At 62.4% G+C, this 26857-nt stretch carries 32 protein-coding genes and 1 pseudogene; 16 read left to right on the top strand and 17 right to left on the bottom strand.

Going from position 1 to position 26857, the window contains the following annotated elements; genetic code table 11:
• Nucleotides 1-110: 110 nt before the first annotated feature.
• From ccsB to H535_RS0122105, 4 genes are read right to left on the bottom strand one after another with little or no spacing between them, the layout of a single operon-like run.
• The gene (gene ccsB, locus H535_RS0122120; protein ID WP_026821250.1) at nt 111-1232 is read right to left on the bottom strand and encodes a c-type cytochrome biogenesis protein CcsB; all 1122 of its coding nucleotides are present in this window, start codon (nt 1230-1232) and stop codon (nt 111-113) included.
• Nucleotides 1232-2875 carry a cytochrome c biogenesis protein ResB gene (gene resB, locus H535_RS27365; protein WP_051299665.1) on the bottom strand — a complete coding sequence of 548 codons (1644 nt, stop codon included), beginning with the start codon at nt 2873-2875 and terminating at the stop codon, nt 1232-1234. The genes ccsB and resB overlap by 1 nt, the downstream gene beginning before the upstream one ends.
• The gene (locus H535_RS0122110) at nt 2875-3678 is read right to left on the bottom strand and encodes a cytochrome c biogenesis CcdA family protein (RefSeq protein WP_245580419.1); all 804 of its coding nucleotides are present in this window, start codon (nt 3676-3678) and stop codon (nt 2875-2877) included. Before H535_RS0122110 ends, resB begins: the two co-directional genes overlap by 1 nt.
• Nucleotides 3679-3681: 3 nt before the next feature.
• Nucleotides 3682-4233, bottom strand: coding sequence for a TlpA family protein disulfide reductase (locus H535_RS0122105; protein ID WP_155838838.1), 552 nt, complete (start codon nt 4231-4233; stop codon nt 3682-3684).
• Between the two features lie 367 nt (nt 4234-4600).
• Between H535_RS0122105 and H535_RS27360 the strand changes: the two genes are divergently transcribed.
• The 3 genes from H535_RS27360 to H535_RS0122090 are packed head-to-tail and all read left to right on the top strand — an operon-like array spanning nt 4601 to nt 7117.
• Nucleotides 4601-5518, top strand: coding sequence for a F510_1955 family glycosylhydrolase (locus H535_RS27360; RefSeq protein WP_245580418.1), 918 nt, complete (start codon nt 4601-4603; stop codon nt 5516-5518).
• A 12-nt stretch (nt 5519-5530) separates the two neighbouring features.
• Nucleotides 5531-6436, top strand: a complete 906-nt coding sequence (gene lgt / locus H535_RS0122095) for a prolipoprotein diacylglyceryl transferase (protein WP_425387316.1) — start codon at nt 5531-5533, stop codon at nt 6434-6436.
• A 42-nt stretch (nt 6437-6478) separates the two neighbouring features.
• Entirely contained in the window at nt 6479-7117 is a 639-nt protein-coding gene (locus H535_RS0122090; RefSeq protein ID WP_026821246.1) for a thioredoxin-like domain-containing protein, read from the top strand.
• A 30-nt stretch (nt 7118-7147) separates the two neighbouring features.
• On the opposite strand, the gene H535_RS0122085 is transcribed toward H535_RS0122090, so the two are convergent.
• On the bottom strand, nt 7148-7384 hold the full coding sequence (locus tag H535_RS0122085; RefSeq protein WP_035770611.1) for an SHOCT domain-containing protein: 237 nt from the start codon (nt 7382-7384) through the stop codon (nt 7148-7150).
• Nucleotides 7385-7574: 190 nt separating this feature from the next.
• Here H535_RS0122085 and H535_RS0122080 point away from each other — a divergent pair, with 190 nt between their 5' ends.
• Together H535_RS0122080 and H535_RS27355 are read left to right on the top strand one after the other, a co-directional pair.
• Entirely contained in the window at nt 7575-7952 is a 378-nt protein-coding gene (locus H535_RS0122080; protein WP_026821244.1) for a BlaI/MecI/CopY family transcriptional regulator, read from the top strand.
• Nucleotides 7949-8902: a M56 family metallopeptidase gene (locus H535_RS27355; RefSeq protein ID WP_051299663.1), complete on the top strand. Its 954-nt coding sequence runs from the start codon at nt 7949-7951 to the stop codon at nt 8900-8902. Before H535_RS0122080 ends, H535_RS27355 begins: the two co-directional genes overlap by 4 nt.
• A 69-nt stretch (nt 8903-8971) precedes the next feature.
• On the opposite strand, the gene H535_RS27350 is transcribed toward H535_RS27355, so the two are convergent.
• The 8 genes from H535_RS27350 to arsB all read right to left on the bottom strand — a co-directional run bounded on the left by H535_RS27350 (nt 8972) and on the right by arsB (nt 16488).
• Nucleotides 8972-10852 carry a bifunctional copper resistance protein CopD/cytochrome c oxidase assembly protein gene (locus H535_RS27350; RefSeq protein ID WP_051299662.1) on the bottom strand — a complete coding sequence of 627 codons (1881 nt, stop codon included), beginning with the start codon at nt 10850-10852 and terminating at the stop codon, nt 8972-8974.
• Between the two features lie 112 nt (nt 10853-10964).
• A complete protein-coding gene (locus H535_RS0122065) occupies nt 10965-11216 on the bottom strand; it encodes a hypothetical protein (protein ID WP_035770586.1) in 252 nt (83 codons plus the stop codon).
• Entirely contained in the window at nt 11209-11442 is a 234-nt protein-coding gene (locus tag H535_RS27345; RefSeq protein ID WP_035770584.1) for a hypothetical protein, read from the bottom strand. Before H535_RS27345 ends, H535_RS0122065 begins: the two co-directional genes overlap by 8 nt.
• The gene (locus H535_RS0122055) at nt 11439-11774 is read right to left on the bottom strand and encodes a hypothetical protein (protein WP_026821242.1); all 336 of its coding nucleotides are present in this window, start codon (nt 11772-11774) and stop codon (nt 11439-11441) included. Before H535_RS0122055 ends, H535_RS27345 begins: the two co-directional genes overlap by 4 nt.
• Before the next feature lie 761 nt (nt 11775-12535).
• Nucleotides 12536-13939, bottom strand: coding sequence for an FAD-dependent oxidoreductase (locus tag H535_RS0122040; RefSeq protein WP_026821240.1), 1404 nt, complete (start codon nt 13937-13939; stop codon nt 12536-12538).
• On the bottom strand, nt 13932-14909 hold the full coding sequence (gene trxB / locus H535_RS0122035) for a thioredoxin-disulfide reductase (RefSeq protein WP_026821239.1): 978 nt from the start codon (nt 14907-14909) through the stop codon (nt 13932-13934). The genes H535_RS0122040 and trxB overlap by 8 nt, the downstream gene beginning before the upstream one ends.
• Before the next feature lie 20 nt (nt 14910-14929).
• Nucleotides 14930-15349 carry an arsenate reductase ArsC gene (locus H535_RS0122030; RefSeq protein WP_026821238.1) on the bottom strand — a complete coding sequence of 140 codons (420 nt, stop codon included), beginning with the start codon at nt 15347-15349 and terminating at the stop codon, nt 14930-14932.
• Between the two features lie 2 nt (nt 15350-15351).
• Nucleotides 15352-16488: an ACR3 family arsenite efflux transporter gene (gene arsB / locus H535_RS27335; RefSeq protein WP_035770607.1), complete on the bottom strand. Its 1137-nt coding sequence runs from the start codon at nt 16486-16488 to the stop codon at nt 15352-15354.
• A gap of 97 nt (nt 16489-16585) precedes the next feature.
• Between arsB and H535_RS27330 the strand changes: the two genes are divergently transcribed.
• Nucleotides 16586-16939: an ArsR/SmtB family transcription factor gene (locus H535_RS27330; protein ID WP_035770581.1), complete on the top strand. Its 354-nt coding sequence runs from the start codon at nt 16586-16588 to the stop codon at nt 16937-16939.
• Nucleotides 16940-17127: 188 nt separating this feature from the next.
• On the opposite strand, the gene H535_RS0122015 is transcribed toward H535_RS27330, so the two are convergent.
• Nucleotides 17128-18507, bottom strand: coding sequence for an MBL fold metallo-hydrolase (locus H535_RS0122015; RefSeq protein WP_026821237.1), 1380 nt, complete (start codon nt 18505-18507; stop codon nt 17128-17130).
• A 124-nt stretch (nt 18508-18631) separates the two neighbouring features.
• Between H535_RS0122015 and H535_RS0122010 the strand changes: the two genes are divergently transcribed.
• From H535_RS0122010 to H535_RS29510, 7 genes and pseudogenes are all read left to right on the top strand, one after another.
• Nucleotides 18632-18889 carry a metal-sensitive transcriptional regulator gene (locus H535_RS0122010; protein WP_026821236.1) on the top strand — a complete coding sequence of 86 codons (258 nt, stop codon included), beginning with the start codon at nt 18632-18634 and terminating at the stop codon, nt 18887-18889.
• 67 nt (nt 18890-18956) lie between these two features.
• Nucleotides 18957-19376: a DUF302 domain-containing protein gene (locus tag H535_RS0122005; protein WP_026821235.1), complete on the top strand. Its 420-nt coding sequence runs from the start codon at nt 18957-18959 to the stop codon at nt 19374-19376.
• A gap of 53 nt (nt 19377-19429) precedes the next feature.
• Nucleotides 19430-20785, top strand: coding sequence for an MBL fold metallo-hydrolase (locus tag H535_RS0122000; RefSeq protein ID WP_026821234.1), 1356 nt, complete (start codon nt 19430-19432; stop codon nt 20783-20785).
• Nucleotides 20786-21142: 357 nt separating this feature from the next.
• Nucleotides 21143-22022: pseudogene (locus H535_RS28795) on the top strand (IS5 family transposase).
• A gap of 114 nt (nt 22023-22136) precedes the next feature.
• Complete coding sequence (locus H535_RS0121980) at nt 22137-22403, top strand: SHOCT domain-containing protein (protein WP_026821231.1); 267 nt, start codon at nt 22137-22139, stop codon at nt 22401-22403.
• Nucleotides 22400-22720 carry a cupredoxin domain-containing protein gene (locus H535_RS28125; RefSeq protein ID WP_051299660.1) on the top strand — a complete coding sequence of 107 codons (321 nt, stop codon included), beginning with the start codon at nt 22400-22402 and terminating at the stop codon, nt 22718-22720. The genes H535_RS0121980 and H535_RS28125 overlap by 4 nt, the downstream gene beginning before the upstream one ends.
• A complete protein-coding gene (locus tag H535_RS29510; RefSeq protein ID WP_245580422.1) occupies nt 22621-23433 on the top strand; it encodes an IS3 family transposase in 813 nt (270 codons plus the stop codon). Before H535_RS28125 ends, H535_RS29510 begins: the two co-directional genes overlap by 100 nt.
• Here the strand turns inward: H535_RS29510 and H535_RS0121970 are convergent.
• Both H535_RS0121970 and H535_RS0121965 read right to left on the bottom strand, forming a co-directional pair.
• Nucleotides 23412-23612, bottom strand: coding sequence for a hypothetical protein (locus H535_RS0121970; RefSeq protein WP_026821230.1), 201 nt, complete (start codon nt 23610-23612; stop codon nt 23412-23414). The genes H535_RS29510 and H535_RS0121970 overlap by 22 nt on opposite strands.
• Nucleotides 23613-23658: 46 nt before the next feature.
• Nucleotides 23659-23859 carry a hypothetical protein gene (locus H535_RS0121965; protein WP_026821229.1) on the bottom strand — a complete coding sequence of 67 codons (201 nt, stop codon included), beginning with the start codon at nt 23857-23859 and terminating at the stop codon, nt 23659-23661.
• Nucleotides 23860-24222: 363 nt separating this feature from the next.
• On the opposite strand from H535_RS0121965, the gene H535_RS0121960 reads away from it, so the two are divergent.
• Together H535_RS0121960 and H535_RS27320 are read left to right on the top strand one after the other, a co-directional pair.
• Nucleotides 24223-24462 (top strand): addiction module protein, encoded by a 240-nt coding sequence (locus H535_RS0121960; RefSeq protein WP_035769921.1) that lies wholly within the window; start codon nt 24223-24225, stop codon nt 24460-24462.
• Nucleotides 24463-24503: 41 nt separating this feature from the next.
• Nucleotides 24504-24779 (top strand): hypothetical protein, encoded by a 276-nt coding sequence (locus H535_RS27320; protein ID WP_155838832.1) that lies wholly within the window; start codon nt 24504-24506, stop codon nt 24777-24779.
• 377 nt (nt 24780-25156) lie between these two features.
• Here H535_RS27320 and H535_RS27315 read toward each other — a convergent pair whose 3' ends face one another.
• Nucleotides 25157-25366 (bottom strand): helix-turn-helix domain-containing protein, encoded by a 210-nt coding sequence (locus H535_RS27315; RefSeq protein WP_035770577.1) that lies wholly within the window; start codon nt 25364-25366, stop codon nt 25157-25159.
• Between the two features lie 124 nt (nt 25367-25490).
• Between H535_RS27315 and H535_RS0121945 the strand changes: the two genes are divergently transcribed.
• Nucleotides 25491-26756, top strand: coding sequence for a site-specific integrase (locus H535_RS0121945; RefSeq protein ID WP_162144926.1), 1266 nt, complete (start codon nt 25491-25493; stop codon nt 26754-26756).
• The last annotated feature ends 101 nt before the right edge of the window (nt 26757-26857 follow it).

Below are 26857 nucleotides of genomic sequence, written 5' to 3'. Positions count from 1 at the left end.
TCCTCAGAATATGCCTGGTCCCTGACCGGAAACAGGCGCCGTGAGACCCGGGACCGGGCATCTGAATGGCTGGTTCACGTTGCGGCGGCTTTCTGCCGGATTCTTGGCCTTCATAGTCCGGAGTAGGAGTGCAGCCCGGTGAATAAAGTGTTGACGACGGCGAAGTTGAAGATGATGCACAGGTAGCCGGTGATGCACAGCCAGGCTGCCCGGGTTCCGGTCCAGCCGCGGGTGGCGCGGGCGTGCAGGTAGCCGGCGAAGACGACCCAGATGACGAAGGTCCAGACTTCTTTGGTGTCCCAGCCCCAGTACCGTCCCCAGGCTTCTTCGGCCCAGATGGCTCCGGCCATCAGGGTGAAGGTCCATAGTACGAAGGCGACGGCGTTGATGCGGTAGGCCAGGTTTTCCAGGCTCAGGGCGGCCGGGACGCGCCGCATGAAAGCCATGCCCGGTGCCTGTCCCGCCGCCAGGGCCGCTTCGCGCCGTGTCTGGATGAGTTGGAGCACGGACATCGCGAAGGTCAGGGTGAACAGCGCCGAGGCGATCACGGCGACCGAGACATGGATGATCAGCCAATAGCTCTGCAGGGCCGGAACCAGGTTGCCCACCGGGGTTGGCATGCCGATGGTGGCCGCCATGAGCATGATTAAGACCAGGCCTATGACGAAGGTGCCGAGGAAGCGCAGGTCCCGGCGGGTCAACACCAGCAGGAAAACTCCGGCCACAACCAGCGCACCGGTGGTGGCGAATTCATACATGTTGCCCCAGGGGACCCGGCCCGCGGCGATGCCGCGGGACAGTACGGCGGCCAGGTGCACGGTAAAGGCCAACGCGGTGACGCTGACACCGATCCGGGCGGCGGTACGCCGCTCCGCGGTATAGAGCAGGGACTCGTCGGCTACAGAATCCGAGGCGTTGCCGCCACCTCCGGAGACGCGGGCGACCCGGTCTCCGGGACCGGTGAGCCCTTCGTGGCTGGTCCGGGCGGCCATCGCCGGAGCTTTTGCCCTCACCGGATCGGCCATGTCCGCGGTAACGGTGCCGGCGGAACCGGAGCGGGGTCCAGGATGTGTGGTGCCGTTCTGCTGTCCGGCACGGCGGTTGACAGCTGCCAGTTTTCTGTTGCTGGCGGCCATGTCCCAGCCGAAGGCGCCAAAGGCGATCAGATAGGTCAGGGCCGCCAGCAGCATGAACAGCTCACTGTATTCGCCCAGGGCTTCGTTGATTCCCATTACTGTTCCTTATGAGGGTTTGTGGTCAGCCATTTCTTGTCGAACAGGGAGCGGAGAGCTTTGCCTTCGCCCTTGAGCCGGTAGTCCTCGCCGCGGGCGAGCAGCCCGTATTCGACCATGGTGCGTCCGTCTTCATGGGCTCCGGCGCGGATCCAGACCCGGCGCCGCCCGATGAACAGGGACATCAGCAGCCCCAACACCGCCAACGATGAAAAGACGAGTGCACCGTATTTTCCCGGATCATGGGTGATGTCGACGCCGATATAGCGTTTAAGGCCCTCAAAGGTGATGGACCCCTTACCCTCGGGCAACTGGTAGGTTTCGTTGGCCTGCAGCACGATCCCGCCGGTATCGAGTTTCCGCCCGTTCAGCTGTGTCAGGCCGGTGGTGTCAAGGGTATAGACATTGGTCGGCACCCCTTTATCGAGTCCGAGGTCGCCGTAGTAGGAGTCCAGCAGCAGTTGCGGGTTCAGCGGATCGGGGTCGCTGGCCACTGTTTGGCCGTCCGGGCCTGTGACGGCGGTGGGGATGAACAGGCCCACGAAGCTTAGCTGGGATGGCTGCGCGTCGGGGGCCTTGATCACGATGGTGGAGGTGTAGGAGGCGTCCTGGACCTGGGCGACGACGGGTTCGCTCAAGGCGACGTTACCCTGGCCGTCGCGGACGGTGACCACCGGTGCGTACCCGTTGCCGACCAAATAGACATTCGTGGCATTGAAGGAGAGCGGATCATTGACTTCCAGCACCTGCTGCCGTGGCTGTGCATCGGGTGCGGTTTTAGTGGTCACCTCGGCGGTGAAATCCAACGGCTGACCGTAGTTGGACTTGGATTGCCGCTCGAAGGTGACGCTGAAGTCATCGAGCCGGATCGAAAACGGGTCCATCCATTCAGTGACGAAGTTGGTGCCGGGGGTGAAGGAATCGTAGCTAACCAGGTTGTTGACGAACGTGCCGCCTTCGACCAGGATTTTCTGGCCCCGGTAGCCGAACATCCCGCTGACCGCGAACGAGATCAATACTCCGATCAGCGCGAAGTGGAAGAGCAGGTTGCCCACTTCCTTGAGGAATCCACGCTCGGCCCCCACCGAGGGCCGCGCTGTGTCCCGGTCCCGCACCTGCACGCGGTAGCCGCGCTTCTTCAACAAGGCGGCGGCATCTTCAATGGCCGACGACGGCGTCATCCCGGCAGTTGCCGGGATGGCCATGGCCCCGTATTCGGGCAGGCGGGAGAGCCGGCGCGGGGTGCGCGGCGGTTTCGACCGCATCGCCTTGGCATGCTGGGCGGCGCGGGGAATGACACAACCCACCAGGGAGATGAACAACAGCAGGTAGATGGCCGAGAACCAGACCGACGAGTAGACGTCGAAAAACTGGAGCCGGTCCAGCCAGGGACCGGCGACCGGATGGTCTTCGATGTACTGGTCCACGGTGGCCGGATTCTTCGGACGCTGCGGAAAGAGCGATCCCGGAACTGAGGCCACGGCCAACAGCAGCAGCAGGAACAGCGCCGTGCGCATGCTCGTCAGCTGCCGCCAGACAAAGCGCAGCGTTCCGACGAACCCGAGGGAGGGCAAAGTGACATCGTCGCTTGGCTTGCTACTGTCCTGTTCCTGACCGGTGCGGTCTTTGACGGTGTTGCCCATCAGATTGGCATCCTTATCTCGTTGGCGAACCAGTCCTGCAGTTGCCCGACCCAGAATCCCCACAGGCCGGAGACCATCAGCAGGCCCAGCAGGATCAGCACTGCACCGCCGAAACGCTGCAGCGCCAGCCGGTGCCGGCGGAAGAAGTCCAGGGCTCCCATGCCGCGGCGGGCACCGAGGGCGATCAGCAGGAACGGCACACCCAGGCCCAGACTATAAAAGAGTGTTAACGCTGCTCCCTTGGCCGCTCCCGCACCACTTGAGAATGCCAGCAACTGTATCGCCGATAATGTCGGGCCAATACACGGGGCCCACCCCAGCCCGAACGTTACCCCGAGCACCGGCGCTCCCCACAGCCCGGCCGGCGGCTTCGCATGGATCTTCGCCTCGCGTTGGAACCAGGAGAACCCACCCAAAAAGACGATACCCATCAGGAGAACCACTGCGCCTGAAACCTGGGTGACCCACGCCTGCTCCTCCTGCTGCAACCAGGCGCCGAGGCGGCCGAAGACAGCACCAATGAGCATGAAAACCACCGAAAACCCGAGCACGAACAGGCCAACGCCAGCCAGCATCCGCCCGCGTTTGCGCTGCTGCAGATCCACCCCGCTCAGCCCACTGACGTACCCCAGGTATCCCGGCACCAGCGGCAGCACGCACGGTGAAGCGAACGAGACCAGCCCGGCCAGCACAGCCACCGGAACAGCCAGCACCAGTGATCCGGTGAGCACCGTTTCGGCAAAAGGATTGCCAGCGACGGCCGGCATCATAGCGGACGCCGATGCACCAACGAAGACTCCCATGGGTTACCCGGCCACGGCGTCGGAAATTAATGCATCCAGAGTGCTCTTTTCCGCCAACCCAATAATGCGTGCAGCTACACGGCCCTGCTTGTCCAGCACAATGGTGGTCGGCACCGCCTGCGGCGGCACATACTGCGTCATGGCAAACAACACCTCACCGTCCCGGTCATCAAAACTGGGATACGTGACCCCAAAATTACGCTCGAACGCCGCGGCGGTGGGTTCCGGGTCCCGGACATTGACGCCATAGAACATGACTCCCTCGTCTTTGTACTTCTCATACAGCGCCTGCAGCTCCGGCGCTTCGGCACGGCACGGCGGACACGCCGCATACCAGAAATTCAGCACCGTCACCTGCCCGGCCCAATCAGACGAATCCACCACCGTCCCGTCATAGAGCTTCGAGGAAAACTCCACCGGCTCGCCCCGGTTCTCCTCCGCATACTCCGACACCGAGCCATCGCCGGCAATGTAGTTTTTGTTCCCCCCGGCTGCTGCCTGCTTGGCCAGTGGATCACTGGCAGTGCACGCCGTCAGCGTCAACGCCAGAACCATCACGACAGTAACCAGCAAACCCTTTAGTCTGCCTCCGGCGGGCCTGATCACAACAGGGGCTTTCACATACTCTCCAACCATCGGCACGCAACATTTCTACAGCGTGTAGTACAACTTTTACACCCCTTCCGCTTCGCGGCAAAATCAGGGCTGCCAACGTCTCGTTGGGCGAAGGAGGAAAGGCTCCGGCCATACTACTATGCATGTTAGTAGATAGAGTAATGCGAAATTCCGTCGCTTAAAGCGGCATATCCCCGGCCGCGCGTCATGGGCTGTGGGGCGCAGCGGGCGGTTCCCGCTTCATCTACTATGCATTATAGTAGTTGAGGGCGGGTGTTCTCGTCTTCGTTTATCAGTAGTTCCGAAAGTGAGAAATGCCTTCATCTCCATCGCGGCAGCGGCGTGCAGCAAAGTCCCTGTCTCTCGTGCTCGGCGCGGCGGTACTCCTGACCGGGTGCGCAGGCTCATCCAGCGGGGGCGTGACCCCTCCGGATACAGCCGTTCCGGCTCCGAAAATTCCCATTCCACCGCTGACGCGGACGGTTATCCCGGCGGCCATATCCACGGTATGACCGTAAATCCCGAAACAGAGGACGTGCTGCTGGCCACGCATGACGGCCTGTTTAACGTATCGGCCCGGCCGGTGAATAAGATCGGTCCCACTATCGACCTGATGGGTTTCACCGCCACGGCCTCCGGAAAGTACTACGCCTCCGGACATCCGGGACCGGGCACCGATATGCCCAACCCGGTCGGGTTGATCGAATCGACCGACGGCGGCCAAACCTGGACGGTCCTCTCGCGGGAGGGCGACTCCGACTTCCATGCTCTCACCACCTCCAATGGCAGCATTGTCGCCTTCGACGGGACCTTGCGGACCAGCCAGGCGGGCGAAAACTGGCAGCCGTCGGCGACAGACGTCCGACCTTTCCACCTGGCAGGAACTCCACGGTCGGAGGTGATCCTGGCAACGACAGAGCAGGGTCTGCAGCGCTCCACCGACGCCTGGGAGAGCTGGTCCGCCGTGCCGGAGGCACCTCTTTTGATGTTCACCGCGTTCGCCAACGCCGAAACAGTCGTCGGCGTCACCCCCGACGGGCAGGTGCACCTCAGCCGCGATGCAGGTCTTAGCTGGACCAGCACCGGTTCGATCCGGGCGCAGCCGGCCGCGATCGCGGCAAGGAAGAACGACACCGGCGGCTTAAAGGTGTGGATAGCCACGCCCGAGAAAGTGCAGGTCTCCGGCGACGGGAATACCTTCGCCGCAATAGATACCGATGATTAGCGGAGCATACCTGTGATAACTGCTGCTGTTCTCTCCGGAACAGAAACCTATATACCTTCGCCAACTCTGAGTGCTTTCAACCTGGGCCCGGTGATGATCCATTTCTATGCACTGTGCATTCTTGCAGGGATTGTGCTGGGCGCCTACCTGACCGAGCGCAGGTTTGTGGCCCGCGGAGCCGCTGCCGGCACGACATTCGACATCATCGTCTGGGCTGTACCCTTCGGAATTGTGGGCGGACGGATCTACCACGTCATGACGGACCCGCAGCTGTACTTCGCACCCGGCCGAAACCCTTGGGATGCGCTGAAAATCTGGGAAGGCGGCCTCGGCATCTGGGGCGCAGTTGCCTTGGGGGCACTGGGCGCGTGGATCGGCTGCCGGCGGAACAACGTATCGTTTCTTGCCTTCGCCGACTCAGCCGCGCCCGGTTTACTGTTTGCCCAGTCGCTGGGCCGGTGGGGAAACTGGTTCAACAACGAACTCTACGGTGAACCAACCGACCTTCCCTGGAAGCTGGAGATCCACGAGATGGCCGCCGGCCGCGCCGTCCTGGATGCTGCCGGCAATCCCGTCGTGCTGGGCTACTTCCACCCAGCCTTCCTCTACGAATCGCTGTGGACCTTGGCTGCCGGCCTTATCCTGCTGCTGATCGACCGGAAGCGGCATATTGGAGCCGGTGCGGTGTTGGCGCTCTATGCCGTCCTGTACACCGCCGGACGGTTCTTCATCGAACTGATGCGAACGGATCCGGCGAACCTCATCCTCGGAGCGCGCGTCAACACCTGGGTATCCGGCCTGGTCTTTGTGGCCGCGCTGGCGGTGTTCTTCCATCGCAGATCCCGCGAACGGTCCCGTGCACATCCGGAGCGAACCCCCGAAAAGCATGCCGACAATTCTCCGGCCGGCCTCCCATAGCCGGACAGCGCTTTTATCGACAAGAGAGTAGGAATAGGTCAAGTGGCAAACACAAAGCGACAAACCAGCGAGGGACGACGGGCCAAATCAGCTGCAATCCGGGCCCGTCAGCAGGCTGCCGAACGGCGCCAAAAATTCCTCGTCTACGGCATCTCGTCGCTGGTCGTTGCGGCGCTGATCGGCGCGGTGGCCTTCGTCCTCGTCGGAGAGGCGCAGCGGCAGGCCGCTGTTGAGGAAGCGGCGGGTAAACCGATCGAAGGTGTCCGAACCTTCGATGACTTGTCGCGCACCCATGTCCGGGAGTCCGTCAACTACGAGCAGACCCCCGGTGCCGGCGGCGATCATGCACCCGTGTGGACCAATTGCGGCACCTATACCTCACCGGTTGATGAAAAACGGGCCATACACTCCCTCGAACATGGAGCCGTCTGGCTCACCTACAGTCAAGACCTGCCCGAGGCGCAGGTGGAGCAGCTCGCCGACCTGACGGAGTCCAGAAGTTACGTCCTCCTGAGCCCGTATCCGGGACAGCAGGCTCCGTTGAAGGCCACGGCCTGGGGCACTCAGGTCTCCCTGGACGGTGCCGGCGACCAACGTTTGGAACCATTTATTGCCGCCTATGCGCAGGGCCCACAAACCCCCGAACCCGGAGCGGCATGCTCGGGCGGCGTGGACGGCTAACCGGATCTGCGAGGGCAGCGGCGCCCTTCATCAGTCGCTGCCCAGCGCTTCCCGACGGTGTTGGTACTCTTCGTCATCAATCTCTCCGGCGGCATAACGGCGCCGCAGGTCGTTATGCGCCTCATCAGAGCCGGAAGTTCCACCAGGCCGGGGCGTTCCCTGCCGGCCGGCCCGAATGGCCAGGACGATCACGGCCACCGCGCCTGCGGCCAGCAACAGCAACACCAGGACCGCCCAAATCATGGCGCCGCCCATCATGCCTCCCATGTCCATCACTCCTCACATGCCAGCATCAAATTCTTTCCAGGAATTACTACTATCGCCAATAGTAGATAAGCCGGGTAACGTCTATGGATGGGAATCCATCCTGGGCTGTTCCCCGGTTCCGGCGGCTACTATGGAAGATGGAAGAAGACGGTTGTGAGGCCGTGACCGGTGGTTTAGAGAGGTGGGGGAATTGGTTCAGCTTGGAGAGCTGGAGGCGGTGGTGATGGAACACATATGGTCGCTGGATCGTGCAGTGGCTGTTCGCGAGGTTCTTGAAGACCTCCATGAGGGGCGTCCGCTGGCTTACACCACTGTGATGACAGTGATGGACAATTTGCGCCGAAAGGGGCTGCTTGTCAGGGAAAAGGACGGCAGGGCATACCGCTACCGGGCGGCGCAGCCCCGGGACCAGTACACGGCCGCCATGATGGGGCAGGTGCTGGCCTCCAGCGATGATCCCTCGGCGGCACTCCTGCACTTTTTGGAGACGATTCCCTCAGAGAACGTTGCATTATTGAGGCAGGCGTTGGGTGAGCAGGTTCCCGGCGATGAGACGGACCGGTCATGACAGCATCTGTCGCGCTCCTTGCCTTCATCCTCGCCATGGCAGTGTTGGGTCCGACGCTGCTGCGCCGCTGTGGCTGGTTGGACCGCTCTCCGCTTCTGGGTATTCTGGCGTGGCAGTCTTTGACAGCTTCGCTGGTGCTCGCAGCAGTCTTGGCGGGTTTCTCACTCGCGGTTCCGACGATTCCCTGGACTACGGATGTAGCCTCGCTGCTTGAAGCCTGTGCCATGGCCCTGCAGGCCCGGTATGCGACTCCGGGCGGCGCTGCGGTAAGCGCCACGGGGGCGGTATTGGCCATTACGGTGATCATGCGGATTGGGTATTGTCTTATCCGCAGGCTGCTTGCCGCCCGCAAGACCCGTGGCCAGCAGTTGGATGCACTGGGCATGGTGGCCCGCCGTCATCAAAGTGGCGAGGCTCTGGTCGTGGAGCACTCCGCGGCGGCCGCATATTGCCTGCCGGGGCGTCACCAGAGGATCGTCTTCACCACCGCCGCCCTAGATGCGCTCGATGATGCCCAGTTCGCCGCAGTGCTGGCCCATGAACGCGCGCACCTGCGGGGGCGACACCACCTGATCCTGGCAGGAGCAGAAGCCCTGCAGCACGCTTCTCCCCGGGTAAGTGTTTTCCGTACCGCGCGGGCGGAAATTTTCCGTCTTGTTGAGATGCTGGCCGATGATCAGGCGGTCCGGAACAGCCCCCGGCTGACCGTTGCTGCCGCTCTGGTCCGCCTGGCTGAACGGAGTGCTGCCCCTGCCGCCACTCTGGCCGCCGGTGGTGAAACAGTATTGATGCGGGTGCAACGGCTTTCGGCTCCCGCCGACCCGCTGGGTCCGGCGCGTGCCACTGCCGCCACCGCGGCCTTGTTCGCCCTGATTGCCGTGCCTGTTGCGGTCCTCGCTGTTCCCGCGATGGGCGCCGGGCTTCCCTGCCCAACCGGTCCCTGCTTCTAAAGACGGAAGAGCGGACCGGCTCTTCCGGCCAAGGAGGACATCAGGCTGTGTTTTCCGTTGCCGGTCGGCTCACGGTCGTGTCTTTGACGACGCCGGCAGACCAGGGTCAAACCCGGGTGCGTTCACCGGACGGCTCCGTTTAACCAGCAGAAGAGCGAGCACGGATGCCTGAACGGTTCCCAGAATGAGCAGATACCACCCCCCAAGCTGCTGATCTGCCATTGGTTCGATACCCCATGGTTCATCCATCGCCGCGTACCAGCCAGGTGAAAAAAGGCGGGAGCCGCCGACCATCGCCAGGCCGAGAAAGACGTGGATCATCATCACTGCCGGGACGGCATACCAAGGTCGCCACGGCCGTTCCACACGGCTCCATACCGTGCGCATAATCGAGTTCGCAAAAGCACAGCCGATGAAGAGGAAGTACGCAAGCATCCACTGGTGGCCAATGGGGTCGGCGGCGGCCCATTGGTGCAGTGGCGAGTAGTAGAAGATGAGGGACGAGAAGCCCAGGATGCCGGCGGCCAGATGAGGGTTTGTGGCCACCGTGGAAAGCGGCGAGCCAGCCACAGCATCAATCCATTCCCGTACGCCCCGGCTGCCGTCGCTTCGCCGGTTGGCTGCCCGTAATGCCAGGGATACAGGCCGTCCTGCAATCAGCAGCAGCGGAATGATCGCCGTAAGGCTCATCTGGAGGAGCACTTCTGCGCTGAAGAGAAAATTCTGGTAAACGTTCAAGCCGCCGTTGGTGACGTAGAACAGCAATAACAACCCTGCGGTCCAGCAGACTGTGCGCTGCGCCGGCCAGTTCACAACCGGCCCGCGCAGGCGCCTCAGGGCTGCCAGGTAGAAGAACATCCCGGCAGCACACAGGACGGCCCAAACAGGATCAAATCCAAATTCCGAGAGGAACCCGGAAATGCCGGGCTCGGCAGGCAGTTGTTGCCCCGCCATGCCTTCAGCGAGGGTGCCGAAGTTGACCGGGGTATCGGGCACCGGTGTGTCAACCTGGACCAGTGTGACGGCTACGGCGGAGGCCAGACCCATAAGGAGGAGTTCGGCGGCCACCAGTGCCCAAAAATAGCGGGACCCGCTTGGTGTGCTGCGCTCCATCCGTGCGATGAACCAGCGCCGCTGGAGCAGCCCCATGATGCCCAGTGCAATTGCCGCGAAGACCTTGACCAGTATCAGGATTCCGAAGGGTGACAACAGGTTTTCCAGTGTGCCAACGGTGGCCTGTGCCCGGAGGAAGCCGGAACCGGCCAGCAGGACGAAGGCGATCAGCGCCAGGGTCGAGTAGCGCCTGACAATAACGCTCAGTTGCTTAGTGTCCAGTACCGGGCGCAGTACGACAAGGGTCATGAGGCCGCCGAGCCAGACAGCGGCTGAAATTGTATGGAAACCCAGAGCGGCCATGCCGGCTTCGTGCCCCTCGCCGTAATTCGGGTGCACGTTCAAGGTCAGTGGCACTAATCCCATGACGGCGACCGCTGCGACGAGTGCCACGGCTCCAACGCCGCGGACGGCGAAACAGAGCATCGTGACAACAGCGGCGAGCACCGTGGTGACCAGCCAGGTCTGCCCGAGGCCGATACTGCTAAAAAACAGGGCGAGCTTCTGGCCGAAGAACCTATCGAATGCAAACATCTCATCCGCTGCATCCAGATAAGCCAGAACAGCAGTGACTATGGAAGCGATCGTCCACACCACGGCTGATGCCCCGGCGAAGTTCAGCGCCCTGAGATATGCACGGCTGCGCGGGTTCATTGCCGCGCAGGCCAGTATCAAGGAGCCAATGACGGCTGCGGCCGAGATATTGAATACGAACTTTGCCGCCGGCAGCGCCCAGACCACAAACTGGTTCGTATCTGTGAGTGTTTCAGAGCCACCGTGCAGGGGCACTAATACGGTCACTGCCGGGCCGGCGACCGCCGGGAAATGACCGATCACGGAGAGAGCTGCAAATGCATGTGGTTGTACATCATCCGTTCAGCGATTTTGGAACTCATAGCATCAGGAGAGGGTTTCCAATATGAATACCGTTTTGGTGCCTGGTGGGCCTTTAATGGCCGCCCGGATACGTTTGCCGGGCACCGGGAAGGTTGGCGGATCCTGATTCTGCCGCCCGCAGGGCTGAGATCTCATCACGCAGCCGTCTGATTTCGGCATCCGCGTCCGGCCCGGACTGGGCCGTGATCACCGGGTCTGTCTTCACCGCAGCACACCAGCCCTGTTTCATTGGACGCAGACAGAAAAAGTATGTCAAGACCACCGAGAGCACAAGAATCAGCGCCGCCGACATCCATTCACTCATGGTGCCGCACATCCACGGCAGGCGGTGCCGCCGGGAGGTTGCCGGTGTCCCGTTCGCCGGTCTTCAATTGCTCCACTTCGGCACGTAACCGGATCAGCTCCGTCTCAGTGGCGGGCGATGGAGACGAAGCGGGATTGTTCTTGTTGCCCCGCATCATGAACCACATCATCAGGCCCATACCAACAGGGCAGGCCAGCAGGGCAAGAATATAGAGCACGTCGATCACGGTTGTTCTCCCTGGCCGGTTGTCCGGGACGGTGCTGCAGGACCGGCTGTCTGGTTTGCCATCATGTGCTCATGCATCTGAGCCATCTGCGGGACCTGCTGCATCATTTTCTTGTGCATATCGGCCATCTGTGGCATCTGCCGCATCATCTGCTGATGCATACCCGCCATCCCAGGCATACGTTCCGGCCCGTTCGTTTCATGGTGCTCAGATACTGAAGCGACGGTGTCGACATCAGCATTTGCGTCCCCCGCAGCGATCGCCGGGGCGGCAACACCGGCAACGATCAATCCGGCGGCGGCTGTTATCAAGGTCCACTTGCGAGAGCGCATGAACGCCTCCTCCTCTATCTACTATGGACCATAGTAGTCACTGTTGCTTCTGCGTCGCAAAGGTGTGGGTTAAGGCAGGCGAAACTGCATCTGTCGTGCCCGGCCCAGTGATCATATCCAGAGGCTGCTGTGGGCAATAGGCTTGGTTTCCTGATCAATGGAAGCAGGAGCTGCGATGTGGATCGGTCCCGTTTGGTGGCGCCGTGGAGCCGGTGGCATTTTCCTGTTCGTCGCCTCAGCGTGGCCTTGGCGGCACCATACGTCGAAACGGATGCAAAGGGGGCCGGGCGCCGGTGTCGTCGAATGCAGCGGACGTGTTGGTGTAAGGGTTTTTGGGCAGGGTGGGCCGGTTGTCGTGCTGCTGCCCGGGATCGCGGCGAGCCAGACTTTCTATGGAGACGCATAGGGCAGACTCGGAGAGACGCGTAATGGGGACGACCTTGCCGGCTATCAAATCTCAATGATCAATAGTGCCTGGCCGGCTGACGCATTCTCATTTGACCCTATGGATCCCCGGTCCGGCGCACCCCGTCATGCTCTTCTGAAGTGGTATCGGATGACCCGGCCGGAGCCTTGAAAGTGTTCAGGCGGGTGCAGTTGAGCACCACACTGATGCTTGAGAGCGCTGTGGAGGTTCCGGCAACCACCGGAGGAAGCAATATCCCGAGCGTGGCCGGTTCTTCACTGATGCGGTGCAGCACCTTGGTGTCATCGGAGAGCCCGACTGATACTTGTGGCTTTTCGTTTATGCCGGTCCCCTTTTATGCGTTCTCTGTCTGGCGGCCGTGCGCGAGGCCGGTGGGGATGCCGAGCAGCGTCGGCTCGGCCGGTACGGGGCCGCAGCACGCGGCTTCCGCCGGTGCCTCGTCGGTGGCGGGAGCATCGCAGCTGCCACCGAGATCGGTGGAGCAGACGCCTGTCTCGGGCAGGGACAGTTCCAGGTTGTCGGCCCCCTGCTGGTCGCCGGCCAGGGCTGCTGCGATGGAGCGGACCTGTTCGTAGCCGGTGGCGAGCAGGAAGGTCGGGGCCCGGCCGTAGCTTTTCATCCCGGCGATGTAGAAGTCCCGGTCGGGGTGTGCCAGCAGTTTCGCCCCATGGGCGGGGACGGTGCCGCAACTGTGGAATTCCGGATCGATCAAGGGGCCCAGGTCGCGGGGAGCGTCGACGGCGGGGTCGAACTCGAGGCGGATTTCATTGAGTATGTCCAGGTCCGGGCGGAATCCGGTGGCGGGGATCAGCAGATCGACCTCCAATTGCGCCTCACTATCGCCGGTGGTGGCGTGGACGGCGAGGGTGTCGGCTGTCTTGAAGCCGGTGATGGTGAAGGAGGTATGCAGGTCGATGTGGCCGTCTTCGACCAGTTGCCGCAACCGGGTGCCGAGCTGACCACGGGCGGGCAGCCCGTCCAGGTCGCCACCGCCGTAGAGCCGGGTGACATCCGCGCTGCGGACAGCCCAGCTGATCCTCGTGCCGGGTTCGTTCTTGGCCAGCTGGCCCAGGCTGATCAGCGTGTTCGCCGCCGAATGGCCGGCGCCAACCACCAGCACGTGTTTGCCGGCGAACCGGGCCCGTGCCCGGCCAACGACGTCGGGCAGCGGTGCGGTGATGAAACCGGCTTCGACGGCCTCGTATTCCCCCGGTGCCGGCAGGCCGGATTGGCCCAGCGGGTTGGGCTTATCCCAGGTGCCGGAGGTATCAATGACGGCCCGGACCTGATGGTCGGCGGTGGCCCCGGCGGCATTCTGGACGCGGACCAAAAACGGTGCCTGTTCCCGGTTATGGGAGCGGGTTTTATCCATCCCTGCCCGGCTGACCGAGATCACCCGTGTGCCAGTGTGCAGCACGTGGCGGATGGCCGGCACGGCGGCCAACGGCTCGATGTAGCGTTCGACCAGCTCCGATCCGTACGGCAGCGAGGTCAGGCGGGGTTCTTCCCAGCCCTCGGCCTCCAGCAACCGGCGGCTGGCGGAGTCGATGTTGTAGCGCCAGGGTGAGAAGAGCCGGATGTGGCCCCACTTGCCGACGGCGGCGCCGGCGGTGTCTCCGGCTTCGAAAATGACCGGCCGAAGGCCCTGCTCGATCAGGTGCGCGGCTGCGGCCAGCCCAATGGGTCCGGCCCCGATAACCGCCACCGGCAGTTCAGTGGTTTCGGTGTTCTCAGGCATGGGTGCTCTCCTCTACGAGTGCGGTGGCGATGCTGTCGGCGTCGTCGAGTGCGGCAAGGTAGCGTTCGGCGTCCAGGGCGGCCGCGCAGCCGGTGCCGGCTGCGGTGATGGCCTGCCGGTAGCGGTGGTCGACGGCGTCGCCGCAGGCGAAGACACCATCGATGTTGGTCACGGTCGTTGGCGCATCGACCTTGATGTAGCCCTCGCTGTCGAGGCTGATCTGGTCTTTGACCAGTTCAGTCCGGGGCAGGTGGCCGATCGCGACAAACAGCCCGGTAGCGGCAAGTTCGCGGGTGCCGCCGGTCACGGTATCGGTCAAGGTCACCCCGATGACCTTGGATTCTCCATGGATCGCGGTCACCGCGCTGTTGTACTCGAACCGGATCTTCGCGTTGTCCCGGGCGCGTTGGGCCATAATGGCCGAGGCCCGCAGCGTGTCGCGGCGGACCACGACGGTCACCGTTTTGCCGAACCTGGCCAGAAAGAGCGCTTCTTCCATGGCCGAGTCGCCGCCACCGACGACGATAATGTCCTGGTCCCGGAAGAAGAACCCGTCACAGGTGGCACACCATGAGACCCCATGACCCGACAGTTTCTTCTCTTCGGCCAATCCCAGTTCCTTGTAGGCCGACCCGGTCGCGAAGATCACCACCGGGGCGGTGTAGGTGACCCCGCCCAGGGTCACCACCTGTTTGAGATGGCCTCCCAGCTCGACCGAGGCGACGTCGTCATTCTCAATGATGGCGCCGAACCGTTCGGCCTGGGCCCGCATCTGTTCCATCAGCTCCGGGCCCTGGACGCCTTCGACAAAGCCGGGGAAATTTTCGACGTCGGTAGTGTTCATCAACGCCCCGCCGGCGGTCACTGACCCGGCGATCACGCGCGGGGCCAGCCCGGCCCTGGCCGCATACAACGCAGCCGTGTAACCGGCCGGGCCGGAGCCGACGATAATGATCTTCTCTTCACTCATGCTTGCCGCCTTCATCGGGATTAGCTGGTGCCGGACTGGGCGGGCAGCAGGTCGGTGATCAGTGCTTCGATGCGCGACTTGATCCCGTCGCGGATCGGGCGGACCGCTTCGACGCCCTTGCCCGCCGGATCCTCCAGCACCCAGTCCTCGTACCGTTTACCCGGGAAGAACGGGCACTCGTCGCCGCACCCCATGGTCACCACGACGTCGGAGTCGGCCACCGCCTCGGTGGTCAGCACCTTGGGCAGCTCGGACGAAATGTCGATGCCCTCCTCGGCCATCGCTTCCACCGCGGCCGGGTTGATCTGCTCCGCCGGCTGGGAACCAGCCGAGCGCACCTCGATAGCACCGGCGGAAAGGTGGGTCAGATAGGCGGCGGCCATCTGGGAACGGCCGGCATTGTGGACACAAACAAAGAGGACAGAGGGCTGAGCGGACATGATCACTTCCTGAAAGTTGAAGTGGAAACCTGGGGTGCAGGGCTTAGGCCGGCGGACGGGGCATCAAAGAAACGCTTACGCGCCCACAGCGCCACGTAAACCAGGGCGACCAGTACGGGGACTTCGATGAGCGGACCGACGACGCCGGCCAACGCCTGGCCCGAAGTCACCCCATAGGTGCCGATTGCCACTGCAATCGCCAACTCGAAGTTGTTGCCGGCAGCGGTGAAGGCCAGAGTGGTGGTCCGCTCGTATCCCATGTTGAGGAGCTTGCCGATGAGCATTCCGGCGAAGAAGACAACGGTGAAATAGATCAGCAGCGGGACCGCGATGCGGGCCACGTCGAGCGGATTGGACGTGATTTCATCACCCTGCAGCGCGAACAGCAGCACGATCGTGAACAACAACCCATACAACGCCAGCGGCCCAATCTTCGGCAGGAACTTCTCCTCGTACCAGGCCCGGCCCTTGGCACGTTCGCCGAAGGTGCGGGTGAGGAACCCGGCGACCAGCGGGATGCCCAGGAACACCAGCACGCTGGCCGTGATCGCCCAGAACGAGAATTCGGCGCTGGTGGTCGGCAGGCCCAGCCAGCCGGGAAGCACCTGCAGATAGAACCAGCCCAACGCACCAAAGGCAATGACCTGGAAGACCGAGTTAATCGCCACCAGCACCGCGCCCGCTTCCCGGTCACCACAGGCCAGGTCATTCCAGATCAACACCATGGCAATACACCGCGCCAAACCCACAATGATCAGCCCCGTCCGGTACTCGGGCAGGTCCGGCAGGAAAATCCACGCCAAGGCAAACATGAACGCCGGCGCCGCCAGCCAGTTCAGCACCAGCGAGGTGACCATCAACCTCTTGTCGCGGATAACATGGCCGGTCTCGTTATAGCGGACCTTGGCCAGCACCGGATACATCATCACCAGCAGGCCAATGGCAATCGGCAGTGACACATTCGCCACCTCGACCGATTCCAACGCCGGGCCGATGCCTGGAACGAACCGTCCAAGCAACAGCCCCACCGCCATCGCCGCGACAATCCACACCGGCAGGAAACGGTCCAGGGTGGAAAGCTTGCCGGCGACGGCGGCGTCAGCAGTGTCGGTGGGACTCTCACCGGTATGGGTACTCACAAATCTCCCTTGCCAGCCTTCAAGATTGATGGATGTCGATACAGCGACCATACTGATGCCTATATCGACGGTTGTCAATTGAGTGCATAATGGAGGGATGGACACTCTCCAAACTGCACAATCACACACGGACACCCCGGCCTGTTGCACTTCGGCTCCGGTCGCGGTTATTGATGAACAGGAGGCGCAGCGTAAGGCGCGGATTCTCAAGGCGTTCGCCGATCCGAAGCGTCTGCAACTGCTTTCGATCATCAAGGCCGGCGACGGTGGCGAGACGTGTGTGTGCGATATGACCGAGCCCCTGGGTTTGGGCCAGCCCACTGTCTCGCATCACCTGAAGATCCTGGTCGACGCCGGCCTGCTCAGCCGCCAGCGCCGCGGCACCTGGGCGTACTACTCGCTGGTGCCCGGAGCACTGGAGATCGCCGCGCACGAACTGATGCACCTCTAAAGCAGCCCGCCCTGATGGAACGGCCCTCCGCCTCAGCTGCCAACAAGGCAGCCGCGGCTTCGCCTGCAGCGGCGGGCGGTGACCGGCCCCGCGGTGGACTGGCCGCACTACGGAGCCGCGGCGCTGGTCGGCTTCGGCGGTGGTGATTTCAGACATGACAGTGCTCTTCTCAAGCGTTAGCCGGTGTTCTAGGCGTTGGATGGTTCGTTGGCCGCTGCCCAAGCGTTGTAGCCGCCTGTCAGGTCCCGGACGTTGGTGTGGCCGAGGGCGCGCAGGGTGCTGGCGCCGACGCTGGAGCGCCACCCTCCGGCGCAGTGCACCAGCACGGGCTCTTCTGTGGAGACTTCGTTGTGGCGCTGGGCGAGTTCCGCCAGCGGGATGCGCACGGAATCTGGGATGGCGCCGTCTTCGATTTCACCGGGGTTGCGGACGTCGAGAACCGTGGCTTTCTTTTCGCGGCGTTCCTTATCGAAGGTTTCAACGTCGACACGTTCTCCTTGCTGGACGATGTCGCCCAATTCAGCAAAGGCACGGGCCGGTGTGTCGAGATAGCCGATCACCCGGTCGAAGCCAATCCGTCCCAGCCGCATTGCGGCTTCTTCTTCACGCCCCGGGTCCGCGATGATGACGATCTCGTCGTTGGCCCGGATGACCATTCCGGCCGTCTCGGCAAAACGCCCGTCGATGCCAACATTGAGGGAACCGGCGAGGTGGCCTTCGGCGAAGTCCTCAGGTGAGCGGGTGTCGAGGATGCGTGCGCCGCGGGCGGCGGCATCCTGCAAGTTGCGCACAGACAACCCCCGGAGGTCTCCGGCGGAACCAATCAACGGGCGGTTCTTGCGATTCAGCACTGCATCGACCGCAAAGTATTCCGGAATGGCCGGCTGCCCGCCGCGGATCATGGCAACGAATTCGCCTTCGCCCATTGGCTGGACGGAAAGGTTCATCATTTGTTGGGCGCCGATGGTGGACTCGAGTTCGTTCGAGAGGTTTTTGCCGCAGGCAGAACCGGCACCGTGGGCCGGCAGGAGGCGGACGTCGTCGGGCAGCTTCATCAGCACATCGTGGATCGATGCGTAGAGAGCACGCGCCAACTCGTCTGGATCGGTGCCGACGGCGGCAGCCAGGTCGGGGCGTCCGACGTCGCCAATAAACAGCGCATCACCGGTGAGTACAGCGTTCGGGCTCCCGCCGGGCTGTTCGCGAACCACCACGCTGATCGACTCCCACGTGTGTCCGGGAGTCTCCAGGATTTCGAGCTCTACCTCGCCGAGGGAGATCTTGTCGCCGTGGGCGAAGGTGCGGATCCCGTATTCGGTTTCCGCCCGCCGGCCGTAGCCGATCCAGGCGCCGGTGGCCTCGGCCAGTTCGAGGTGGCCGGCAACGAAGTCGGCGTGGAAGTGGGTGTTGATCACGCCGATGATGCCCAGGTTGTTCGCCTCCGCATCGGCGAGGTATTCGGCGATGTCACGGCGGGGGTCGACGACGACGGCCTGGCCGCTTTTCTCGTCACCGATGAGGTATGAGCCGTGGGACAGGCATCCGAGGTAGTACTGCTTCAAGATCATTTTTATCCTCCAAAAGTCGTTCCCCGGTGGGAACGAAGCCAGTATTACAGATACCCCTGGGGGTATGCAAGACACCCCAGGGGGTATATACTGAATGCGCAAGTCGAAGGACTATGGAGGAATTATGCAACTCGATACAACAGACCTGGGGCCGGTGGTGAACCGGCTCAAGCGCGCCCAAGGCCAACTCGGCGCCGTCACACGCATGCTCGAAGAAGGCAGCGACTGCAAGGATGTGGTAACTCAGCTTGCCGCTGTCTCGCGTGCGTTGGATAAGGCCGGTTTTGCCATCATCGCCAGCGGGCTGGAGCAGTGCATGAGCCAGGAGGACCCCAGTCTCGATAAGAAGGACCTGGAAAAACTCTTTCTTTCCCTCGCCTAACAGCACCCACCGCCCGCTGGAAGAATCGCCAGACAGCACCGCAGGAACAACCAGCAAGGAGTAAAAGATGAGCTACACCCACACGAACACCGTCGACCTGTCCTACACCGACGCCGTGGAACAGACGAAGCAGGCTCTGTCTGAACAGGGGTTCGGCATTCTCTCTGAAATCGACGTCCGCTCCACCTTTGAAAAGAAGCTGGGTGCCGAGGCCGGAGACGAGCTCGGCGACTACGTCATCCTGGGTGCCTGCAACCCCGGGCTGGCCCAGCGCGGCCTCACCGCCGAACCTGACCTGGGGGCACTGCTGCCCTGCAACGTCGTCGTACGCCACGACCCTTCCTCCGGCACCACCGTGGTCCAAGCCATAGACCCGCAAACCATGGTCGAACTCAGCGGCACCGACGCTGTCCGTGAAGTGGCCAACGACGCCGACACCCGACTGCGCGCCGCATTGGCCCAGTTGCCGACCGCCGCCGAAGCGTAGGAACCGGCATAATCCGCACCGCTGAACAACACCGCGCAGCGAAGGAGCATTCCATGGATGTCGTCACGATTGATACCCCGCAACTGGGGGACCGCAGTTACGTGGTCCACGATGGCACCCATGCGCTGGTGATCGATCCGCAGCGCGATACGGACCGGCTCGAAGCCGTCGTGCGCGACGCGGGGGTGAAGATCACCCACGTTGCCGAAACCCACATCCACAACGACTACCTCACCGGCGGGCTGATACTGGCCCAGGCGCATGGGGCGAAGTATCTGGTCAACGCCGCCGATCCCGTCGACTATGAACGGACCCCGGTTTCCGACGGCGACGTCTTCCAGGTTGGCGGGCTGTCGGTCAGAGCCGTTGCCACACCCGGGCATACACACACGCATCTGTCCTACATCGTCAGCGACGACCAACAACAAGCGGTTTTCTCCGGCGGAAGCCTGCTGTACGGATCAGTTGGACGCACAGACCTGGTCAGTGACGACGACACTGAAGCCCTCACCCGGGATCAGTATGCATCGGCCCGGCGGCTCGTTGAAGAAGCCGCCCAGAACGCCCCGTTGTATCCAACCCATGGTTTTGGTTCTTTCTGCTCCAGTGGACCCGCCGCGCGGGTGGACGCGTCGACAATTGGTGAGCAGGCGCGGAACAATCATGCCTTAACGGATCCGGATGAGGACCACTTCGTTTCGGAACTAATCGCAAATCTCAGCGCCTACCCTGCTTACTACGCGCACATGAGCCCCTTGAACAGGGAAGGCCCCGGCCCGGTGGACCTGACGGTGCCAGAGTCGGTCGACGCCGGTGAAATCGGCCGCCGGCTCCGCGAGGGCGAGTGGGTCGTCGATCTGCGGAACAGGGTCGCTTTCGCCAGCAACCACCTCGAAGGCTCGGTCAGTTTCGAATACGGCGGCGGCTCCAGCTTCACCGGATACTTGGGCTGGGTGCTGCCCTGGAATGACAAACTGACCCTGGCCGGAACGCACGAAGAGGTGGAGAACGCGATCCGCGACCTGTCCCGGATCGGTATCGAATCACCTGATGCAGCCACCGGCAGCGGCCCGGACGAGTGGGCCGCCGGAGCACCGGTCGCGAAGTATCCACGGGTCGGCTGGGATGAGGTTCCCCGCGACACCACCGGTGAAGAGGTCATCCTGGACGTGCGGGGCACCGACGAGTTCGAAGCGTCCCACATTCGAGGAGCCGTGAACATCCCGGTCCATGATCTGTTGTCCCGTATGGAAGCCGTCCCCTCCGGCAGACTATGGGTCCACTGTGCCTCCGGCTACCGCTCCGGTATCGCGGCCAGCCTGCTCCAACGCGCCGGCAAGGACGTCGTCCACATCGACGCCAGATACGACGACGCGGAAGCGGTCGGACTGCCCATGGCCGAATCGTAACCGGCTCCTTGCGGTGACAGCATTCGCGTTGGCTGAGCAGCCGCTGCGTTTCGGGCCAGCCCGTTCCGGAGGCCCCCGGGGTTGCGGATCCCGGCATTGCCGGCGTGCTGGCCGAGCCCTCCACCACCAACGTCCGTATTGTTTGTCAACCACAGGTTTCCCGCCTTCGGAGACGGATCCGGTGGCCACAGCGCGGTTGGTAACCGAGATTGAAGAAGCCTCCAAAGTCGGGATCGCCGCCGCATCCATCGGCGGGATGCCCGCAGCCCGCGTGCTTTGTGCCGATGGTGGTGAGTAGGAGATGCGCTTAGAGCGTGTCTCTTAAATTTGTGGGGTTCGTCTTGAGAAGCTGATTTTATGGCTCGTTCGAATGTGATTTCCGATGAATTGTGGTCCTCGATTGAACCGGTGTTGCCGGAGGAGGGGCGCCGTGGCCGTCCGTGGCGCAATCACCGCAGCATTTTGGAAGCGATCTGTTGGCGGTTCAGGGTGGGCGCGCCCTGGCGGGATCTTCCGGCCGAATTCGGGCCGTGGCAGACCGCGTGGAAGCGGCATTTCCGGTGGTCGACCGATGGCACCTATGACCGGATGTTTGAGGCGGTACGGGGCGCCGATGCTGATGTGGACGCCGAATTGGCACAGTTGCTCGCTGTCGACTCGACCAGTGTGAGGGCCAATCAGCATGCGGCCGGCGCGGTGCGCAGCGGGGACACAGGGGGCTGAGTCGAATTACATGAAATTCTTGGCCGGCGAGCCGACCGATCATGCGATCGGCCGTTCCCGCGGAGGACTGACGACAAAAATACACGCCTTCACCGATGGGCTGGTAAGGCCGGTCTCATTACTGCTCGGGCCCGGTCAGGGCGGCGACAATCCGCAACTCGAGCCGTTGCTGGATACCTATCGGGACCAGAAGCACTCACGGCCGAAGTTCACGCTGCTGGCCGATAAGGCCTACTCCCACCCCTCGACCCGGAAGAAATTGCGTGCCAGACGGATCAAACACGCGATCCCCGAACGCCGTGATCAGCGGCAAAACCGCAAGAACAAGGGCCGCAAGGGTGGCCGGTCGCCGGCGTTCGACACCGAACTCTACAAAAAGCGCAACACCGTCGAACGAGGCTTCGGCCGATTCAAACAATGGCGTGGCATCGCCACCAGATACGACAAATACGCCCTCACCTACCGCGGAGGCGTCATAATCGCCGCCACAATTCTGCACGCCAAACCAATTTAAGAGACACGCTCTAGTCCACGACCATGAGAGGTCAAGACCGGGCTAACAACGCATCCGTGAGAGAGACGTACGACTGAAGATTCGACCATGTAACGAGGGAGAAGGAGCACGATCATGATGAACGGCGGCGGTATGGGCGGTATGGGATTGATGTGGATCTTCGGGCTGTTGGCGCTCGTGGGGGTGATCGCGCTGGTGGTCGTGCTGGTGAAGACCTTCACCGGCACGACCTCGAACACCGGCGCATCCGGTCACAGTACTGGACGCGGCGTAGGTTCTGATCGGGCGCGGGACATCCTCGAAGAACGCTACGCCCGCGGCGAGCTGAGCACCGAGGAGTACCGGGAACGGCTGCGGACCCTCGAAGGTGACGGCCAGTGAGCCCGCTGACCCGCCGGCAGCTGCTGGCGCTCGGGGCGGCAGGGGCCGGCGCCACCGTCGTTGGCGGGACCGGGCTGTGGTGGACCGCCACCGGCGGCCGCGGATACACAGGTGGTCAGGAACTCGTCGAACCGCAGGTGCTGGCCAGCCGCAACGGCGTGCTGGAACTGGACCTGGCCGCCGCCCCGGCACGTATTCAGGTCGGCGGGCGGCAGGCATCCGTCCTGGCCTTCAACGGCTCCCTGCCCGGACCGACCCTGCGCGTGGCACCCGGAGACACAGTCCTCGCAGCAGAGCTCGACCGCCCACGGCCGTAATTGTTGATTATATCGATGCCTTCAGGCACCGTTTCGGGGTCGAGCCGATCTGCCGCATTCTGACCGATGAAGCCGGAATCAAGATCGCCCCATGCACCTATTACGCGCATAAAACCCGCCCGCTTTCTGCCCGGGCAGCCTCTGATCTGTTGCTGATCGAGGTCATTAAGGGAGTGCATGAGAAGAACTTCAGCTGCTACGGGGTGCTGAAAATGTGGCACGAGTTGAAGCGGCAGGGCTACCGGATTGGCCGGGACCGGGTGGGCAGATTGATGCGCCAGGCCGGTCTGGCCGGCGCGATGAGGGGCCGGCACCGCACGATTACGACCAGGCAGGACAGAGAAGCATCCCGGCACCCGGACCGGGCCAACCGTGGCTGGGACATCATTGCCCCGAACACTGTGTGGGTGGCGGACTTCACCTACGTATGGACCTATGCAGGATTTTGCTACGTCTCCTTCATCACCGATGTGGCTTCCCGGATGATTCTGGGCTGGAAGGCCTCCATGTCCAAGGAATCATCGTTGGTTATCGATGCTCTGGCTCAGGCCCTGTTTACCCGTCGCCGCGGACAGGTCCAATTCACCACCCATGGTCTCCTGTCACCCGTCGGAGCCGTCGACCGCCCGCATCAGCTCCTTGCGGCCGGGGCACCGCGGCTGCCGAGCCGTGTCGGGCCAGTCGGCCTCGGTCATGACCCCGGCCGGTCGTGATCGTCGAGCACGGTGCTGCCGCCATGCCACCACCTGCCGCACTTCGGGCACTCGACCTTCCAGTCGCCGGAGCCGGGGATCTCGATCATTCGACCGACGTCCTCGCCACTCGATGCGCACCACCGCTTGAGGTCCTCTTCCTTTTGCCAGATCACATCCTCGATCTCGGGGAGCTCCATTGAACTATCCTTCCTGTCGGTAACCCGGCAATACTCGGGCGACAGTTCACCGCAGGTCGCTGAAGGGGTCCACGATCGACTGCGCGCCGTGCTCGGGGCAGACGAACATGATCCGGACGCCGATGCCGTCGACGGCTTCTGACTCGGGTTCGCAGTCGCCCCTGCAGACGGAGCAGGTCCGGTAGTCCTCGTTCCGGGGCACACGTATCTCGAGGCCGTCCGGTCCGTCGATACGCTCATAGTCCACAACTCAAGCTTACGCGGAGAGTGCGGACAGGGTCGTAACCATGGGATTCAATTGGGAACAGGTCATCGGGACCGGTGGCGTCGACCTCGCAGACTCCTACGACGAACAAGCCTCCGATGCTCTCTATCAGGCCACCCGCGATCCGTGCCGCCCGGGACACCGGTCGATCCGGGCGACGACAAAGGTAGCCTCCCCTTCGATGGGATCTGAACACCCAAGTAACGCCGCCGCGTCACCCTACAAGCGCTGCACCTCTCACCGGCACGGATTCCCGGTGGCGAACGCGCAAACGCAACCGCCCTGCACCGTAATTCACTGCCGATCCCATGGCCGACGTCCGTGCGCTGGCCGTATACTGGATGCATGACATCGAAGCTGGCTGACTACATCGAGGCAGGCAAGGCCCTCGACGCCGACGAGCGCGAGATCGCCGCGCTCGCGCTCCAACAGGTCGACGAGACGGAGCAGGCGGAGATCGATGCCGCTTGGGCCGAGACAATTGATCGTCGGCTCGACGAGCTGAAGAGTGGCACAGTCACGCCGGTCAGCGGCCGTGAGACCATCGCCATCGCACGGGCGCGGTCGGCCGCCCGACGCAAGTGACCCTCGACTGGAACGAACACCCTGAGGCTCGTGAGGAGTTCTTGGACGCCCACGAACGCTATCTGGGGATCGAGGACGGCAGGCTTGGTGATGAGTTTGCCGACGCGGCCGAATCCGCAGCGGAACTGATCCTCCAATGGCCGGACGCACCGCCCCCGTACCGCGGCCGACAGCGTGAACCAATAATCCGTACAAGGCATCTCGGCAAGTTCCCCTACCAGCTCGTCTACGTTGTCCATGAAGAAGAGACTTTTGTCCTCGCCTACGCTCATGAGGCGCGCCGCCCCGGCTACTGGTCGCATCGCCTGAGGGACTGAACTGTCATCGCTTCAACCCTTTGATCGCCACGCTTGGACGGTCGTTCTGCCCCTCAACGGGACCGCCCGAGAGCTACATCTTCGGGTGCGCTCGTCGAATGCAATGATAACCCGGTCGTCTTACCCTTCGAACAGAGCTGATCGCGTGCTTGAGCATCATCGACGCCAGCACACGAGGTGTTCGGCATCGAACATGAAGAAGCCCCCGCGCTAACCGCCGGAGCTTCCCTCTTGACGTCGATATTCGCATCACGGACCGTCAGATCCCATGCTCGTTTCTCTTATGCCCGCGGCCAGGAGCTCCCGGCGTGCTTCGTCCCCGTACGCCATTGATGGCGGTTTCACTCGTCCTCGCAATGAGTTAGACGAATCCTGAATCAGACTGCATTCATCTGTTGCTCTTCGAGCCCCCGGAGATAATTTTCAACGCTTTCGGTCCGATAGAGGACCTTGCCACCGATCTTCAGGTACGGCGGGCCAACCCTCTGATGTCGCCACTTGGCCAGTGTGCCCTCGGTGGTATCAATGTACTCAGCGGCTCGTTTCGGCGAAACCGCGCCCTGCCAGTCGGAGGTCATCATCGACATCGGAATACCTTCCCTGTCTCTTCATGGATTGATCTGGAAGTAACATTACCAGCGTACTCACTGAATAACCAATGATAACTCGAATATCTATCGAATGATTATCCGAGTTGTTACTGTGTCATGTATGACAGCCCAGAACCGTAAAGCAGCCAGTAGCCGTCTCCAGCCTGGTCAACACAGTGTTGACCGGAATACTCCGACCGAACGTATCCGCAAAGGCAAGAAGCGCGTCGTTCTCGATTGGTCTGTACGCTTGCATGACGGTCTTCTAATACCCAACAAGCGCACCGAGGGTACAAGCAAGACCGAAGTGCGCAACAGAGCCCGTCAGCAAGCCGAAATGCTGCTGACCGCCGGTGGCCGGATTTCACGCTGGAAACCCACCGACAAGGTTGAGAAGTACATCGATAAGATCGCGACCGCCGAAGTCGAGTCTGCTGATCTTCGGCCTGCCTCAGTTCGCCGCTACCGGGACCTTGTCGCACTGCTGCGTGAGCAGCTGGCCGGCCGCTCGATCTCCGCCACGATGCACTACGACATCCTCATCGATGCTCTTGACGCCATTGGTTACGATCACGGCCGGGGGGCCGCCCGCACGGCTAAAACAGTGCTCGGCAGATATATCACTCAACCGATGATGCGCCACCGGCTCGTCAGCTTCAATCCTCTGGAAAACCACAAGCTCGAACTGCATAAGTACCCTGCCAAGACCGACAGGCCCAAGCGTGGTGGGCAAGGACTGACGGCCGAAGAGCAGGAACGGGTCATTAAGTACCTTCTAAACCTCGATCCGGCCGAGGGCGTGACCCCGCCCAAGCGTGGCCAGTGGACCATCGAGCACCGCATTAACCGAAACAAGAACATCATTAACCTCACGCTGTTCCAGGCCGGTACAGCGTTGCGCATCTCCGAAGCTCTACAAGTCACCCCGAGGGACATCGTCGTCGACGCAGACGGTCTCATGCAGGTCAACGTGACCGAGGGGGCATCGAAGACCAGAACGGCCCGGCTCACTCCAGTGTTGATCGGGCAAATCCAGGACTACATACAAAATCTGGTCGACGCCGCTGCCAGCGATGAGCAGTACCTCTTCGGCTCGCCGGCCGACCCCATGAAGCAATGGCTGGCCACAGGGTCGACCGGAGCAGGAATCTACGCCGCCCAGCTCTACCGGCAAATGGCCGAGGAACTCGATATTCCGAAGCTACAGTACCTGCGCACGCATCTGTGGCGAACCACGATGAGCAGTCGTTGCGAAGAGGCGGGGATCCCGCGTGAGGTCTATGCCCCGTTGTGGGGACATGACCCCTCGACTAACAAGCAGCACTACACCGAAGGGATCGACATGGGTGATCTCTTGAAGGCCTTCAGGAAGACACACCCGTCGTAAGCACCGATTGCAGTTGCCCGTTTATGCACCGGCCTAAGCACCGGGCTAGATCAGCATTATCTGGTCAATTCCAGCACAGCCAAGTCAAAACCGGATACTGA

Source organism: Arthrobacter castelli DSM 16402 (assembly GCF_000430705.1).
Lineage (GTDB): Bacteria > Actinomycetota > Actinomycetes > Actinomycetales > Micrococcaceae > Arthrobacter_C > Arthrobacter_C castelli.
Note: the sequence above shows the minus strand (reverse complement) of the source record. Positions and strands in the feature narration are given on the sequence as shown.